The 13,528-nt window shown below is 70.3% G+C and carries 15 protein-coding genes; 9 read left to right on the top strand and 6 right to left on the bottom strand.

The window, feature by feature from the left end:
• Positions 1–82 precede the first annotated feature (82 nt).
• The 5 genes from AB4Z18_RS00425 to AB4Z18_RS00405 all read right to left on the bottom strand — a co-directional run bounded on the left by AB4Z18_RS00425 (position 83) and on the right by AB4Z18_RS00405 (position 3,460).
• Positions 83–658, bottom strand: coding sequence for a mismatch-specific DNA-glycosylase (locus tag AB4Z18_RS00425; protein ID WP_441780728.1), 576 nt, complete (start codon positions 656–658; stop codon positions 83–85).
• Positions 655–1,557 carry an alpha/beta hydrolase gene (locus tag AB4Z18_RS00420; RefSeq protein WP_441780727.1) on the bottom strand — a complete coding sequence of 301 codons (903 nt, stop codon included), beginning with the start codon at positions 1,555–1,557 and terminating at the stop codon, positions 655–657. The genes AB4Z18_RS00425 and AB4Z18_RS00420 overlap by 4 nt, the downstream gene beginning before the upstream one ends.
• A gap of 11 nt (positions 1,558–1,568) precedes the next feature.
• Positions 1,569–2,093 (bottom strand): beta-class carbonic anhydrase, encoded by a 525-nt coding sequence (locus tag AB4Z18_RS00415; RefSeq protein ID WP_441780726.1) that lies wholly within the window; start codon positions 2,091–2,093, stop codon positions 1,569–1,571.
• A 170-nt stretch (positions 2,094–2,263) separates the two neighbouring features.
• The gene (locus AB4Z18_RS00410) at positions 2,264–2,656 is read right to left on the bottom strand and encodes a hypothetical protein (protein WP_441780725.1); all 393 of its coding nucleotides are present in this window, start codon (positions 2,654–2,656) and stop codon (positions 2,264–2,266) included.
• A 45-nt stretch (positions 2,657–2,701) separates the two neighbouring features.
• A complete protein-coding gene (locus AB4Z18_RS00405) occupies positions 2,702–3,460 on the bottom strand; it encodes an SDR family oxidoreductase (RefSeq protein WP_441780724.1) in 759 nt (252 codons plus the stop codon).
• Positions 3,461–3,619: 159 nt separating this feature from the next.
• Here AB4Z18_RS00405 and AB4Z18_RS00400 point away from each other — a divergent pair, with 159 nt between their 5' ends.
• Positions 3,620–3,943: a response regulator transcription factor gene (locus AB4Z18_RS00400; RefSeq protein WP_441780723.1), complete on the top strand. Its 324-nt coding sequence runs from the start codon at positions 3,620–3,622 to the stop codon at positions 3,941–3,943.
• Between the two features lie 240 nt (positions 3,944–4,183).
• Here AB4Z18_RS00400 and AB4Z18_RS00395 read toward each other — a convergent pair whose 3' ends face one another.
• Positions 4,184–4,774: a hypothetical protein gene (locus AB4Z18_RS00395; protein WP_441780722.1), complete on the bottom strand. Its 591-nt coding sequence runs from the start codon at positions 4,772–4,774 to the stop codon at positions 4,184–4,186.
• 269 nt (positions 4,775–5,043) lie between these two features.
• Between AB4Z18_RS00395 and AB4Z18_RS00390 the strand changes: the two genes are divergently transcribed.
• The 8 genes from AB4Z18_RS00390 to AB4Z18_RS00355 all read left to right on the top strand — a co-directional run bounded on the left by AB4Z18_RS00390 (position 5,044) and on the right by AB4Z18_RS00355 (position 13,255).
• Positions 5,044–6,471, top strand: coding sequence for a DHA2 family efflux MFS transporter permease subunit (locus AB4Z18_RS00390; protein ID WP_441780721.1), 1,428 nt, complete (start codon positions 5,044–5,046; stop codon positions 6,469–6,471).
• Between the two features lie 85 nt (positions 6,472–6,556).
• The gene (locus AB4Z18_RS00385) at positions 6,557–7,318 is read left to right on the top strand and encodes an SDR family oxidoreductase (RefSeq protein ID WP_441780720.1); all 762 of its coding nucleotides are present in this window, start codon (positions 6,557–6,559) and stop codon (positions 7,316–7,318) included.
• 9 nt (positions 7,319–7,327) lie between these two features.
• On the top strand, positions 7,328–8,221 hold the full coding sequence (locus tag AB4Z18_RS00380) for an RNA polymerase sigma-70 factor (RefSeq protein ID WP_441780719.1): 894 nt from the start codon (positions 7,328–7,330) through the stop codon (positions 8,219–8,221).
• A 76-nt stretch (positions 8,222–8,297) separates the two neighbouring features.
• A complete protein-coding gene (locus tag AB4Z18_RS00375; protein WP_441780718.1) occupies positions 8,298–9,638 on the top strand; it encodes an NAD(P)/FAD-dependent oxidoreductase in 1,341 nt (446 codons plus the stop codon).
• Positions 9,635–11,332, top strand: coding sequence for a cytochrome bc1 complex cytochrome b subunit (qcrB, locus tag AB4Z18_RS00370; RefSeq protein WP_441780717.1), 1,698 nt, complete (start codon positions 9,635–9,637; stop codon positions 11,330–11,332). The genes AB4Z18_RS00375 and qcrB overlap by 4 nt, the downstream gene beginning before the upstream one ends.
• Complete coding sequence (locus AB4Z18_RS00365; protein ID WP_441780716.1) at positions 11,322–11,687, top strand: hypothetical protein; 366 nt, start codon at positions 11,322–11,324, stop codon at positions 11,685–11,687. The genes qcrB and AB4Z18_RS00365 overlap by 11 nt, the downstream gene beginning before the upstream one ends.
• A gap of 89 nt (positions 11,688–11,776) precedes the next feature.
• Entirely contained in the window at positions 11,777–12,511 is a 735-nt protein-coding gene (locus AB4Z18_RS00360; RefSeq protein WP_441780715.1) for an alpha/beta fold hydrolase, read from the top strand.
• A gap of 21 nt (positions 12,512–12,532) precedes the next feature.
• Positions 12,533–13,255 carry an SDR family NAD(P)-dependent oxidoreductase gene (locus AB4Z18_RS00355; RefSeq protein ID WP_441780714.1) on the top strand — a complete coding sequence of 241 codons (723 nt, stop codon included), beginning with the start codon at positions 12,533–12,535 and terminating at the stop codon, positions 13,253–13,255.
• The last annotated feature ends 273 nt before the right edge of the window (positions 13,256–13,528 follow it).

The raw sequence follows: 13,528 nt of genomic DNA, 5'->3' as shown, positions 1-13,528 counted from the left end.
TCGATGCCACTGCGCGTGTGGCGCCACGACACGGTGACGCCGGGACACCGCATCCCGACGATCCAGGCCGGGGCCGCCCCAGCTAGCGCGGGAACGGCACGATTCCCGCCGCGACGGCGACCTCGCGGTAGGCCGCGGCCAGGTCGTCGAGCGAACTGTGCGCGTTCAGGCCGCTCGGGTTGGGCGCCACCCAGACCTGGGCGTCGTCCCAGTCGACGGGCTGGCGCCCGACCCGCGCCTGCGGCTCGTTGAACGCGACGCGGTACGCCGTGATGCCGAGGAACGCGACGACGGCAGGCTGCACCTCCCGCACCCGCTCGCGGAGCGCGATCCCGCCCTCCTTCAGCTGCTGCGGCGTGAGCTCGTCCGCCCGGGCTGTCGCCTGCCGGACGATGCCGGTGATCCCGATCCCGCGATCCTCCAGGTGCCGGACATCGGCCGGGTCGAATCCGCCCGAGGCGTCGATGACGTGGTCGGTGATCCCCGCCAGGAAGAGGGCCTTGTAGAAGCGGTTGCCGCGGCGGGCGAAGTGCGCCTGCACGGCGACGGTGAGAAGGCCCGGGTTGATGCCGACGAACAGCAGCCGCGTCGGGCTGGGGGTGAGGTCCGGCAGCGTCTGCCCGGTGAACGCGAGGAGCTGGGCGCGGGTGAAGGTCATCCCACCCACTGTCGCAGGAACCGGCCCGCCCGGTCCACCGCTTCGGCGGCCTCCGGCGTGCCGCTGTTGAGCTGGTAGACGTGCGGCAGGCCTTCGCCCACCTCCAGCTGCACGTCGACACCGGCAGTGGATGCGGCTTGCGCCAGCCGCTCGGCGTCGCTCAGGAGCAGGTCGGCCGTGCCCACCTGGATCAGGAGCGGGGGCAGGCCGGCGAGCGGAGCGAACAGCGGGGAGGCCAAGGGCGAGCGCGGGTCCGCGCCGGCCAGATAGTCGGAGGCCAGGCTGCGGAGCAGTTCCGGCGTCGAGATCGGGTCCTGCTCCACCCGCTCGGTCATCGAGTCGCCGGAGCTGGTCAGGTCGACGGTGGGCGACATCAGCAGCGCGGCCGCGGGCAGCGGGACGGATGCGTCGCGGGAGGCGACCAGCAGCGATACTGCGAGGCCGCCGCCGGCGGAGTCGCCCGCCAGGGCAAGGGAGGACGGCGCGACGTGTTCCTCCGAGAGCAGCCAGCTGTACGCGGCGCGCACGTCGTCAAGCGCTGCTGGGAAGGGGTGCTCGGGGGCGAGACGGTACACGAGGAAGAGCACACGCATCCCGCTGGCCCGCCCGATCCGTGCCGCCAGCTCGCCGTCGCTCGCCAGCGACCCCAGTTGGAAACCGCCGCCGTGGAGGAAGAGCAGGATGCGCCCAGCGTCCACCTCCGGCGCCTCCAGCCAGTACGCCGTCACTCCGCCGGCGCTGACCTCGGTCACGCGCACGTCGTCCGGGATCGGGTGGCGGGCGTCGGCCGGGGTGAACCCGGCGCGGACCTCGGCGAGCGACTGCTCCGGGGCGTAGGCGGCCGCCGCCTGCCGGCGCCTCAGCTCGGCGAGCACCGCATCCATTTGGCTGCTGGGCATCGGGCGCCTCGTCAGAGCGTCGCAGCGGCCGACTCGATCGGCTGCACCTCGCTGAGGCGGCCGGTGCCCACGTCGAAGAGGAAGCCGCGAACCGGGATGTCGGAGGCGATCCACGGGTGCGAACGCACCTTCAGCATCTGCTCACGCGTGTTCTGCTCGGCGTCGGTGAAGGTGAAGAAGGTGACCGGCGCGATCGGGGCTGAGCCGGTCTCCGTGCGGAGCCGCTCGGCCAGATCGTCGCCGGAGAACCGGGAGAGCCCGCAGTCGTTGTGGTTGATGATCATGATCTCCCGCGTCCCCAGCATCTTGGTGGACACGATCAGCGACCGGATGGCGTCCTCGTCGATGACGGTTCCGACGTTGCGGATCAGGTCGACGTCGGCATCCGGTAGCCCCATCAACTGCACGACGGCCGTGAGCCGGGGATCGGCACAGGTCACGACCGCGATGCGCGGCGCCGGTGGCTTGCCGCGGTCGGAGTCGTAGCCGTCCGCCAGTGTGGCGTTGGCGCTGAGGGCGTCGTCGATGATGCTCATGGTGCATCTCCTCATCCGTGCCGGTCGCCGGGTGCCGACCGTGCAGGGCCGACACTACGGTCCGCGGCGAGCCGTGACGCCGGGGGTTCCCGCCAACAACGCGCATCCGACCGTCGCGGTTGAGGGGTATTGCCCACTGGGGAGCTGCCGCGGCTGCCAGTTCGCTCCGGCTACACCGCGACGCCGTGCCGAAGCGGAACCGGGTGGAGGCGCACCCACACGACGCTGATGAGGTGCCCGGTCAGGTCGACGGCGATCGCCGCCGTCGGCCGGCCGTCGCGGCTGACGACCAGCCCCGGGCGGTCGTTGACCGGACGCTCGGCGACGTCCTGGCCACGACGGGCCGAGAGCGCGTGGGTCAGCAGGGCCGAGGCATCGTCGACGCCACGCACCACCCGCACCTTCGCGCGATCGGGTTCGCCCGCATCGACGACGACGGCGACCTCCGGATCCAGCAGGCTTCGCAATCCGGCGAGGTCACGCGCGGCGGCCGACCGGCGCAGCGCGGCGACCGTCCGGCGACGGCTCGTGCGAACGGCCGGCAGCCAGTCCGTCATCGACATGGGCGTCCTCTCCTTCTTCCGTCGCGACCCGGCCGGGCCGAACGATCAGCGGCTCGCGCCGACCTGCGCATCCGACCACTGGTCGAAGGTCGTCGGGAAGACCTCCGCGTCGGGCCCGGGAACGAGCTCGCGGTCGGTCAGGTGCGCACCGAAGTAGCGCGCGTCCGGGTCCTCGACCACGGTGCGGGTGTCGCCCCTGGCCTGCAGCCCACGGGCGATCAGCTCGGTGAGGCGGAACTCCTCGGGCCCGCTCACCTCGTGGACAGCGCCGAGCGGCGTTCCGGCGGCTGCCCGGGCGACCGCCGTCGAGACATCCTCGGCGGCCATGGGCTTGATGAAGACCGGGGCGAGCCGGACGGTCTCGCCATCGGTGGCGGCGTCGGCGATCGACTTCACGAACTCATAGAACTGGGTGGCGTGCACGATCGTGAACGGGATGCCGGACTCGCGGATCAGGTGCTCCTGCGCGAGCTTGGCGCGCATGTACCCGCTGTCCGTCATCCGCTCGCTGCCGACGACCGAGAGAGCCAGATGGTGGCGGACGCCCGCTTTCCGCTCCGCCTCGATCAGCGTGCCGGTCGAGGTGATGAAGAAGTCCATGACGGCTTTGTCCTCGAACGACGGCGAGTTGGACACGTCGACCACCACGTCGGCCCCGGCGAGCGCCGCGTCCACGCCTTCCCCGGTCAGGGTGTTCACGCCCGAGTTCGGCGATGCGGCGACGGCCTCGTGGCCGTGTGCGCCCAGCTTCGCGACCGCTTTGGAGCCGATGAGGCCCGTTCCCCCGATGACGACGATCTTCATGTGCTGACTCCTTCAGCTCGTGGACGACCGCCCGCTGCGGTGCCTCACCAGCTATGACCAGACGGGCGGGCTGGATGTGACATCTGACCTGATTCGAGTCGAAGTCTCCAGCCGCCCGTAGACTGCTTCGTCTGGGTCCCGGAGTAGCTAGGTCGGTGAATGGCGCGCGTGCGGGGGGCTTGCCGGTGTTGCGGTTCTCCCACGCTCACGGCGCGTCAAGTTGAAGTGCTCCTGCTGCTCGGACGCGGTGATGCATTAGCCGAAATCGCAAACGAGTTGTTCGTGTCACCGCACACGGTCGCCCATCACATAACAGCGATGCAAGTCACGTTCGGTGTGCGGAACCGTGTGGCGCTGGCTGTAATCGCAATAGCGGCCGGAATTGTCTCCGCGGACGCGTGGCCTCCCGCATGGTCGGGGTTGCTGTGCACAGCTCTACCGGAACGCCAATGCGCGAAACGGATCGCGGGGAACGGCGACTAGCGCCCTCTCCGCGATCCGTCCGACCGACTACCTGGCGCGTCGCGCGAACAAGAAGTTCGCGCCGCCCGCGATCAAGCCCACAACGATGGCCAAGATGACTCCCTGCCAGAGCGGCCATCCGAACGAAGTGTAGAGCCAGAGCAGAGCAAGGCAGGTGACTACGAACAGCAAGATGCTCGTAGTCACGATTCCCGCGATTCGCTTTGTGTTGGTTGGCATTTGTGTACTCCTCAGCTCAACCTAGTTGATGATACAGACGATGAACGTACCTGCCGCGGCCCCTGCGATCGCAATGGCAGCTCCACCCGCCGTGACTGCGTCGACGCCGGGAATCCAGACGGTAGCCAATGCCACTGCCCCGGCACCTGCGCCTGTAATGAGTCCCGCAGCGCTGCCCTGGTGGATGCAGTCGGCGACCTTTTGTCCAGCGGCGTTCTTATTGCTCGTTGAGACAGCGCCGCGAGTGCCGTCGTAGAACACCTTTAGGTCAGTTGTCGCGGTCGATGTCCAACCCCCACCTATCGCCTGAATGCTGAATCGATACGCCTTACCCGAGCCATCCCGGTACGGGAAGTTTGCATAAGAGAGCTGTATTGAGGTCGACGTGGTGGTGTACCCCTGGTATGGCCCGGAGTAGCCATCTTTGGAAACGATCACCTTGTATGACGTTGCTCCTGGAGCCGCGCTCCAGCCGACTACGGCGTAAGACTTGTACAGACTCACGTGAGCGTTTGATGGAGCGGCACCCGCCGCATTGGCCGGCGCTCCTGCGCCAAAGGACAATCCGAGGGCCAGGATGAACGCAGCGAGGATTGGTTTCAACAGTTTCACTTACTTTCCTTTCTGACCAGGCGTGTTGTGGCCTGGTCATACTTGGAGCCTTTCGTGCGCGCCACCTCGCTCGCATGGTACGAATCCGCCGTCTTGTTCCAGAGATTCAGTGCCCGGAGCCGATGTCTCGATCTCGATCGACGCAGCGTAGCGATGCGCTTATCGGATACCGGTCGCGCGGCCGGCCTCCGTCACAAACGGGCGTGCCATCCGGTCAGAGCCGGGGCCGGGAATCCCCGGAACGAACCCGGAGAACGGACGGACACCCCATGAGCAGATGGTCCACACCCCAGCAACGCACGGTCTTGACGGTCGCGGTGCTCGCGACCTTCATCGCCTTCCTCGACGGCAGCGTCGTCACGGTCGCCCTCCCGGCGATCGGGCGGGAGCTCGGTGGCGGACTCGCGGCCCAGCAGTGGGTCGTGGATGCGTACCTGCTGACCCTCGGGGCGGTCATCCTGCTCGCCGGGTCGCTCTCCGACCTGTATGGCCGCCGCCGGGTGCTGTTCTGGGGGCTGCTCGGTTTCGCGGTGGCCTCGGCGCTGTGCGCGCTCGCGCCGACCGCCGGAGTGCTTATCGTCGCGCGGGGACTGCAGGGGGTCGCCGGTGCGCTCCTCGTCCCCAGTTCGCTCGCGCTCATCCTGAGCACGTTCAGCGGTGCGCAGCAGGGCAGGGCCATCGGGACGTGGACCGCGATCACGTCCTTGGCGAGCATCGCCGGGCCCGTGCTCGGCGGGGTCCTCGTGGACACCCTGTCGTGGCGGTGGGTGTTCGGCATCAACCTGCTTCCGATCGCCGTCACGCTGCTCCTTCTCCGCGGGCTGCCCGCCGATCCGCCGCGCGCCGCGGGCGCCCGGGTCGACGGGGTCGGCGCTGGGCTCGCGGTCGTCGGGCTCGGGTTGCCGGTGTTCGCCCTGATCGAGCACCCGCGGTACGGCTGGGGCTCGCCGCTGATCGCGGGATCCCTGGCGCTCGGCCTGGTCGCGCTGGTCGCGTTCGTGCTGTGGGAGCGCCGGAGTCCGCAGCCGATGCTGCCCCTCCGCATCTTCCGGGCGCGCGACTTCTCGGTCGGCAATGTCGCGACGGCCTTCATCTACGGCGGAGTGGCCGTCGGCACGTTCGCTCTCGCACTCTTCCTGCAGCAGGGCGCCGGCTACAGCGCGACGCTTGCGGGCTTCGCTATGGTGCCGTCGAGCATTCTGCTCATCGCGCTCTCCGCGTTCTTCGGCCGGCTCAGCGGACGGATCGGTCCCCGCGTCATGATGACGGTCGGGCCGCTGGTCGCGGCCGGCGGGTTCGCGCTCATGCTCCGCATCGGCGAGCAGGCCGACTACCTGACCGAGGTCCTGCCCGCGGTGTCGGTCTTCGGTCTCGGCATGTCCATCACGGTCGCACCGCTCACCGCGACGATCCTCGGAGCCGTCGACGCCGCCCGTTCAGGGATCGCGTCGGCCGTGAACAACGCGGTCTCCCGGGTCGCCGGGCTCGTCGCCGTCGCGCTGGCCGGCTCCGCGGGCGGCGCGATGTCGGCCGTGGCCGGGTTCCACGAGCTGGCGGCCGCGGCCGCTATCGCCGTGGCTATCGGAGCCGTCGTCTCGGGCGTCGGCATCCGCAACCCGCGGGCCACAGCGTCGACCACGGCGTCCACCACGGTGGCTGCGGATGCGGTCTCCGGCCACCACACGCTGCTCCGCTGACCGGAGCTTGTCACAACGGCGCCTCCTGCCCGGTCAGAGTTGCTGAGCCCGCGGACGGACCGCGCGTTCAGACAAGGAGAACCTCATGAGGATCGTCGTCATCGGCGGAACCGGCCTGGTCGGCCGGAAGGTCGTCGAGCTGCTGCAGGAGCGCGGGCACGACGCGGTCGCCGCATCCCCGTCGACGGGTGTGGATGCGGTGACCGGCGCGGGATTGGAGGCGGCGCTCGCGGGTGCTGACGTCGTCGTGGACACCCCCAACGCGCCGTCCTTCGAGGACGGCCCCGTGCTCGAGTTCTTCGAGCGGTCGACCACCAACCTGGTCGCCGCCGAGAAGCAGGCCGGCGTCCGCCACCATGTCGTGCTCTCCATCGTCGGCACCGACCGCCTGCCCGACATCGGCTACATGCGCGCGAAGGACGCGCAGGAGCGCATCGTTCGCGAGAGCGGCATCCCCTTCACGATCGTGCGCGCGACGCAGTTCTTCCAGTTCATCCAGACGCTGGCGGACGCGGCGAGCCAAGGCGACACGACGATCCTGTCGGACGTGCTCATGCAGCCGATCGCCGCGGCGGACGTCTCAGCAGCGCTCGCGGAGGTCGCCGTCGCCGAAGCCGTGAACGGTGTCATCGAGATCGCCGGACCAGAACCGCTCCGGCTGGACGACCTCGCCCGGCGGCTGCTCGCGGTTCGAGGCGACTCGCGCACCGTCGTCACGGAACCTGCCGCCGGGTACTTCGGCGGGAAAGTCGACGACCGTTCGCTCACCCCCGGCAACGACCCTGCGATCACCGACCAGCGTTTTGGCGGGACGACCTACTCCCGCTGGCTGGAGGACGCTCGCTAGCATCTGACCATGCCCGGGGAGACAGCACAGCACGACGATCTGGATGCGGCCGCGGCGACCTTCGCGGCCGTACGACCGCGCCTGTTCGGCATCGCCTACCGGATGCTCGGCACGGTCGCGGACGCGGAAGACATCGTGCAGGACACCTGGGAGCGCTGGCAGCAGACCGACCGCACGGTGGTCCGCGAGCCGGCCGCCTTCCTGGCGACCACCGCCACGCGCCTGGCGATCAACCAGGCGCAGTCGGCGCGCGTCCGGCGCGAGACGTACGTCGGTCCGTGGCTGCCCGAGCCGGTGGACACGAGCGCCGACCCCCTGCTGGGAGCGGAACGCGGGGAGGCGCTCGAGTTCGCGGTGCTCGTGCTGCTCGAAAAACTGACGCCGACGGAGCGCGCCGCCTACGTGCTGCGGGAGGCCTTCGACTACCCGTACGGACAGATCGCCGAGATCATCCAGGGGTCGGAGGCCTCCGCCCGTCAGCTCGTCAGCCGCGCACGCAAGCACCTCGCCGAGGAGCGCGACGTGCGCGAGGTCGACCGTGCACAGCAGAAGCGGGTGCTGGAGGCCTTCCTCGAGGCGGCGCAGTCGGGCGATATCGGCGCCCTCGAGCGGATCTTCACCGCCGACATCGTCAGCTACTCCGACGGCGGCGGCCTGGCGCGCGCGTCGCGCATCCCCGTCTTCACCCGGGAGACGGTGGCGAAGTACGTGCACGCGTTCCACACCCGGTTCTGGGAGGGGACCGTGCACCTCGTCGAGGCGAACGGCGGCCCGGCCGCGGTGCTCGTCCGCGACGGTGCCGTGGTCGCGTTCGTCGCCCTGGATGTGACGGCCGACGGCATCCGGCGGCTCCAGTGGGTGCTCAACCCGGAGAAGCTGGAGCGGATGCCCGTCCCCGCCTGAACGGCGCTGTCACAAAACGGCGGCCTGTCTTGTCATAGCTGGTGAAGGCACCAGCCAGGCGAGACAGGAGAAGATGATGCGCCGGATCCTCGTGGTGGGCGGCGGTTACGCCGGTTTCTACACCGCATGGAAGCTGGAGAAGAAGCTCCGGCAGGATGAAGCCGAGATCGTCGTCGTCGACCCGCGGCCGTACATGACGTATCAGCCGTTCCTTCCGGAGGTCGCGGCAGGGTCGATCGAGGCACGCCACGCGGCGATCTCGCTGCGCAGCCATCTGCGTCGCGCCCGGCTCATCCACGCGTCGGTCACCCGCATCGACCATGCGTCGAAGACGGTGACCGTGCAGCCGGAGGACGGCGAGGCGTTCGCGCTCGGCTACGACATCATCGTCGTGACGGCCGGCGCGGTGACCCGCACCTTCCCCATCCCGGGCGTGCTCGAGCACGCGATCGGCATGAAGCATGTGGAGGAGGCGGTCGCCATCCGCGACCGGCTGCTCGACGCCTTCGACCGGGCGTCCGTCCTCCCGCCCGGGCCGCAGCGGTCGCGACTGCTGACCGTCGCATTCGTCGGCGGCGGGTTCTCGGGCGTCGAAGGATTCGGCGAGCTGCTGTCGCTCGCCACCGCGCTGCTGAAGTCGTACCCCGAGCTGCACTTCTCCGACCTGTCGTTCCACCTGGTGGAGGCGCGGGACCGCATCCTGCCGGAAGTGACGGATGCGCCGGGGCGCTGGGTCGTGCGGTCGCTGGAGCAACGCGGGGCGCACATCCACCTCGGCACACAGCTGGTCTCGGCCGACGCCGGCCACCTGGTGCTCTCCTCGGGCGAGGAGTTCGACGCGCACACCGTCGTGTGGACGGCCGGCAACGGCGCCACCCCGGTGGTCGCCAACAACACCGACCTGCCGGTGACGGCGCGCGGCTCGGTGATGGTCCGTGCCGACCTGCGGGTGGCCAGCCCCGAGGGGGTCGTCCCCGATGCGTGGGCGGCGGGCGACGACGCCGCGGTCCCGGATCTGGCATCCCCGATCGAGGGCGCGGTCACCGTGCCGAACGCGCAGCACGCGGTGCGCCAGGCGAAGCGCCTCGCGAAGAACATCGCCGCGACCCTGCGCGGCGAGCAGCCGAAGGACTACGTGCACCACAGCCTCGGCGTCGTAGCGACCCTGGGACTCGGGAAGGGCATCTTCCAGTGGCGCGGCATCGTGATCACCGGCTTCCTCGCCTGGGTGATGCACCGCGGGTACCACGTGCTCGCCATCCCCACGTGGGAGCGCAAGGTGCGCGTCCTGCTGGTGTGGGCGAGCGCCGTCGTCTTCGGGCGGGACATCATCTCGCTGCTGTCGGTGCAGCATCCACGCCGCGCCTTCCTCGGTGAGGATCAGCGGGATGCGGTCGGCGCGGGGAGCTCGCGATGAGCGTCGACCGGAGGCCGCGAACCTCGTTCACCACGCGCGCCTCGCGGGTGCTGTCCGGCACGTCGGCCGGCCGCCGTGCCTCGACGTTCGCGGAGGAGCTGCGCGGCCGGCGCGTTCCGCTGCACTGGACCAACATGTTCGGTGTCGTCGCCCTGGCGTGCATCCTCGTGGTGTTCGTCACCGGATTCGTGCTCATGTTCGTGTACACGCCCTCCAGCACGCGCGTCACCTACGACGGACCGTACCTGCCGCTCGCCGGTGCCGAGATGTCGAAGGCCATGCGCTCGACGCTCAGGATCTCGTTCGAGTTCCCGGGCGGGCTGCTGCTCCGGCAGGCGCACCACTGGGCCGGGCTGCTGCTGCCGGCCGCGATCATGCTGCAGCTGGCCGTGACGTTCTTCACGGGTGCGTTCCGGCGTCCGCGCCGGCTCTCCTGGCTGCTGCTGTTCGGCCTCCTGATCACGGCGCTGCTCGGCGGGTGGAGCGGCTACGCGCTGCCCGACGACATGCTGTCGGGCACCGGGCTGCGGATCGTGGAGGGCATCGTCCTCGGCATCCCGGTCGTCGGAACCTGGCTGTCGGCGCTGCTGTTCGGCGGCGAGTTCCCCGGTCGGATCATCGAGAACCTCTACCCCATCCACGTCGCCGTGGTCCCCGTGCTGCTCGTTGTGCTGCTGGCGGCGCGATGGCGCAGTGCGTATGTCACGAAGCCCGCGCAGTTCGCCGGGCCCGGCCGCACGGAGGACCGCATCGTCGGCGTGCCCGTGCTGCCGGACCTCGCTGCTCGCGCTGGGGGCCTGCTCGCCATCGCGACGGGGGCGATCGTGCTCCTCGCCGCGACCGTCACCATCAGCCCGATCTGGCTGTACGGCCCGTCGTCGCCCGGCGACGCCTCCGCCGGAAGCCAGCCGGACTGGTACACCGGTTTCCTCGACGGCGCCCTGCGGCTGGTCCCGCCCGGGTGGGAGTTCGAGTGGCTCGGCCGCACCTGGACCCTTGCCATCCTCATCCCTCTCGCCGTCGTCGGGCTGTTCCTGCTCGCCATCGCCGTGTACCCGTTCGTGGAGGAATGGGTGACCGGCGACCACCGCGACCACCACCTGCTCGACCGGCCCCGCAACGAGCCGACCCGCACCGGGATCGGCGTGGCCGGCATCCTCTTCTACGCCTCGCTGTGGGGCGCGGGCAGCGCGGACCTCGTTGCCACGCACTTCCACCTCACTGTCGAATCCGTCGTCGCCGCCTACCAGGTGCTCGTCGTGCTCGGCCCGATTGTGGCGTTCGTCGTCACCCGTCGGGTGTGCCTGGCGCTGCAGAAGCGCGACCGCGACATCCTGCTTCACGGGTACGAGTCCGGCCGTATCGTGCGCCTGCCCGGCGGCGAGTACGTGGAGGTGCACGGCTCTGTGGATGCGGACGAGCTGCCGCGTCTCGCCGGCCCCGCCGCCGCGTACAGCTATCAAGCACGGCCCGACGAGAACGGCCGGCTGCGGTTGACCGAGCGGCTCCGCTCTGCGCTGTCGCGGGTGTACTTCGAGGACCGGTTGGAGCCTGTGTCGCCGGCGGGCGCTCTGACCGGCGGCGAGGGTGATGGCGCCGGCGGCGCTGGGGACGACGACAGCGACGACGCTGGAGGACGAGCGGATGAGGCGATGGCGCGCTCCGGGACGACGCGGGCGGCGGGTGCGGCGTGACCGCGGCCGCGCAGCGCTGGCGGCGGGGTTCCGCGACGCCTACCTGGCGGACGACGCAGTGCTGCTCGCTCGGCTGCTCGGGTCGGGCGTGTGTGTCGTCGTCGACAGCGGAGAGGCGGAGTGCGGCCCGGCCGCGTCTGGCGGGGGAATCGCAGCCGCGCTGACACTGCTCCGTCGCGCCCTCGGCGATCCCTCCTCCCTCCGGTTCGAGGTTCGCTCCGTCAACGGCGGCCCGGGCCTCGTGGCGTCGCGCTCGCGCGTGACCGTTGCGGTCATCGTCCTCGCTGGCCGCCCCGGCGCAGTCGACCAGCTCTGGGTGGTCTCCAACCCGGACAAGCTCGACGGCTGGAGCTGAGAACCGCCGACTCTGTCACGGCTGAGCTGCCCATCCGGTCATAGCTGTGTGCGCCGCGAACGGCTCACCCATCCTGAAAGGACACCATCATGACCGATCCGAAACCCACCGTCGTGCTCGTCCACGGCGCCTTCGCCGACTCTTCCAGCTGGAACGGCGTCATCGAGCGGCTGCGCGAGCAGTCCGTCCCCGTCGTCGCGGCCGCGAACCCGCTGCGCAGCCTGGCCGGCGACGCCGCGTACGTGCGCGACGTGATCGCCGCCGTCGGCGGACCCGTCGTCCTCGTCGGCCATTCGTACGGCGGGCTCGTCATCTCCGAGGCCGCGGCGGGCAACGACGCGGTCGTGGGGCTCGTCTACGTGAACGCCTTCGTGCCGGAGCACGGGCAGACGGCGTTCGGCCTGTCGACCGAGTTCCCCGGCAGCACCCTCGCGGATGCCCTGGACGCGCATCCCCTCTCGAACGGCGGCGTGGACCTCGTCATCCGGCCGGACGCTTTCCACCACCAGTTCGCCGCCGACGTGGACGAGCGGACCGCTGCGCTCATGGCGGCCACACAGCGACCGGTGACGCAGGCGGCCCTCACCGAGCCGCTGGGCGCCGAGACGCCGGCGTGGAAGACGACGCCGACGTGGTGCGTCTTCAGCGACGCCGACCTCAACATCCCGGTCGCAGAGCACCGTGCCGGCGCCGAGCGCGCGGGCGCACGGGGAGTGCGGGAGGTCGCGGGCGGGTCGCACGCGCTGAGCGTCTCCCAGCCGGGGCCGGTCGCCGAGACGATCCTCGAAGCGGTGGAGGCGGTGGCCGGGGTGGTCGTACGGTGAAGTGAAACGGGAGGAGCGGACATGGCGAGGATCCTGGTGACCGGCGCAGGAAGCGGGCTCGGCTTCGGCGCGGCCCGCGAACTGGCCGAGGACGGCCACACGGTCATCGGTCACGTCCGGAGCCTGGACCGAGCGGGCGAACTCCGTGAGGTGCTGGGCGATGCCGCGGTGCTCATCCCGGCGGAGTTGTCCGACGAGTCGGAGGTGCGGGAGCTCGCTGCGCGGGTGGCCGAGGCCGGCGGTGTGGATGCGGTCATCCACAACGCCGGCGTGATCGACGGGCCGGGCATCCTGCCCGTCAACGTCGTCGCGCCCTACGTGCTGACGGCGCTGGTGCCCGCCGCGCGCCACGTGTACCTGAGCAGCGGGATGCACCGGGGCGGGCATCCCCGGCTCGACGGCCTCGACTGGTCCGGGCGCAGGGCGACCGCGTCGTACTCGGACAGCAAGCTGATGGTCACGGCGCTCGCGGCGGCTGTTCCGCGGCTGCGGCCGGGCGTCTTCAGCAACGCGGTCGACCCCGGGTGGGTGCCCACGCGGATGGGCGGCCGCAGCGCGCCGGACGACCTCGAACTCGGCCACCGCACCCAGGTGTGGCTGGCCGAGGGCGAGGACCCGGCGACCCGCACCTCCGGGTACTGGCACCACCAGCGGCAGCAGCGGCCGCATCCCGCGGCTGCCGACGTCGCGTTTCAGGATGCGCTGGTCGCGGCGCTCCGCGAGCACACCGGCCTCGCGCTCTAACGCCTCCTGCGTCCTGTTTTCAGGACTCCAGCGGTGCTCGCGTCCTGTTTTCAGGAGTTTGGCGACCTTCGGTGCAGCTATGCCCTGTACTCAGGACATAGTTGCACGTCAGTGCCGCGATCACCTGAAAACAGGAGCCGCGGGTGCTGGTCGTGCGGTGAGGCCAGGTCGCGTCCTGTTTTCAGGAGTTTGGGGATGATCCGTGCAGCTATGTCCTGAATACGGTACATGGCGGCACCTCAGTGCCGCGATCTCCTGAGAACAGGACCCGGC

This window comes from Leifsonia sp. 2TAF2 (assembly GCF_052115085.1).
Lineage (GTDB): Bacteria > Actinomycetota > Actinomycetes > Actinomycetales > Microbacteriaceae > Leifsonia.
This window is presented reverse-complemented; position numbering and strand designations above follow the sequence as displayed.

Coding starts and splice junctions, on each gene's coding strand:
- AB4Z18_RS00425 (WP_441780728.1), bottom strand. CDS start 658: ATGACCTTCACCCGCGCCCAGCTCCTCGCGTTCACCGGGCAGACGCTG.
- AB4Z18_RS00420 (WP_441780727.1), bottom strand. CDS start 1,557: ATGCCCAGCAGCCAAATGGATGCGGTGCTCGCCGAGCTGAGGCGCCGG.
- AB4Z18_RS00415 (WP_441780726.1), bottom strand. CDS start 2,093: ATGAGCATCATCGACGACGCCCTCAGCGCCAACGCCACACTGGCGGAC.
- AB4Z18_RS00410 (WP_441780725.1), bottom strand. CDS start 2,656: ATGTCGATGACGGACTGGCTGCCGGCCGTTCGCACGAGCCGTCGCCGG.
- AB4Z18_RS00405 (WP_441780724.1), bottom strand. CDS start 3,460: ATGAAGATCGTCGTCATCGGGGGAACGGGCCTCATCGGCTCCAAAGCG.
- AB4Z18_RS00400 (WP_441780723.1), top strand. CDS start 3,620: ATGGCGCGCGTGCGGGGGGCTTGCCGGTGTTGCGGTTCTCCCACGCTC.
- AB4Z18_RS00390 (WP_441780721.1), top strand. CDS start 5,044: ATGAGCAGATGGTCCACACCCCAGCAACGCACGGTCTTGACGGTCGCG.
- AB4Z18_RS00385 (WP_441780720.1), top strand. CDS start 6,557: ATGAGGATCGTCGTCATCGGCGGAACCGGCCTGGTCGGCCGGAAGGTC.
- AB4Z18_RS00380 (WP_441780719.1), top strand. CDS start 7,328: ATGCCCGGGGAGACAGCACAGCACGACGATCTGGATGCGGCCGCGGCG.
- AB4Z18_RS00375 (WP_441780718.1), top strand. CDS start 8,298: ATGCGCCGGATCCTCGTGGTGGGCGGCGGTTACGCCGGTTTCTACACC.
- qcrB (WP_441780717.1), top strand. CDS start 9,635: ATGAGCGTCGACCGGAGGCCGCGAACCTCGTTCACCACGCGCGCCTCG.
- AB4Z18_RS00360 (WP_441780715.1), top strand. CDS start 11,777: ATGACCGATCCGAAACCCACCGTCGTGCTCGTCCACGGCGCCTTCGCC.
- AB4Z18_RS00355 (WP_441780714.1), top strand. CDS start 12,533: ATGGCGAGGATCCTGGTGACCGGCGCAGGAAGCGGGCTCGGCTTCGGC.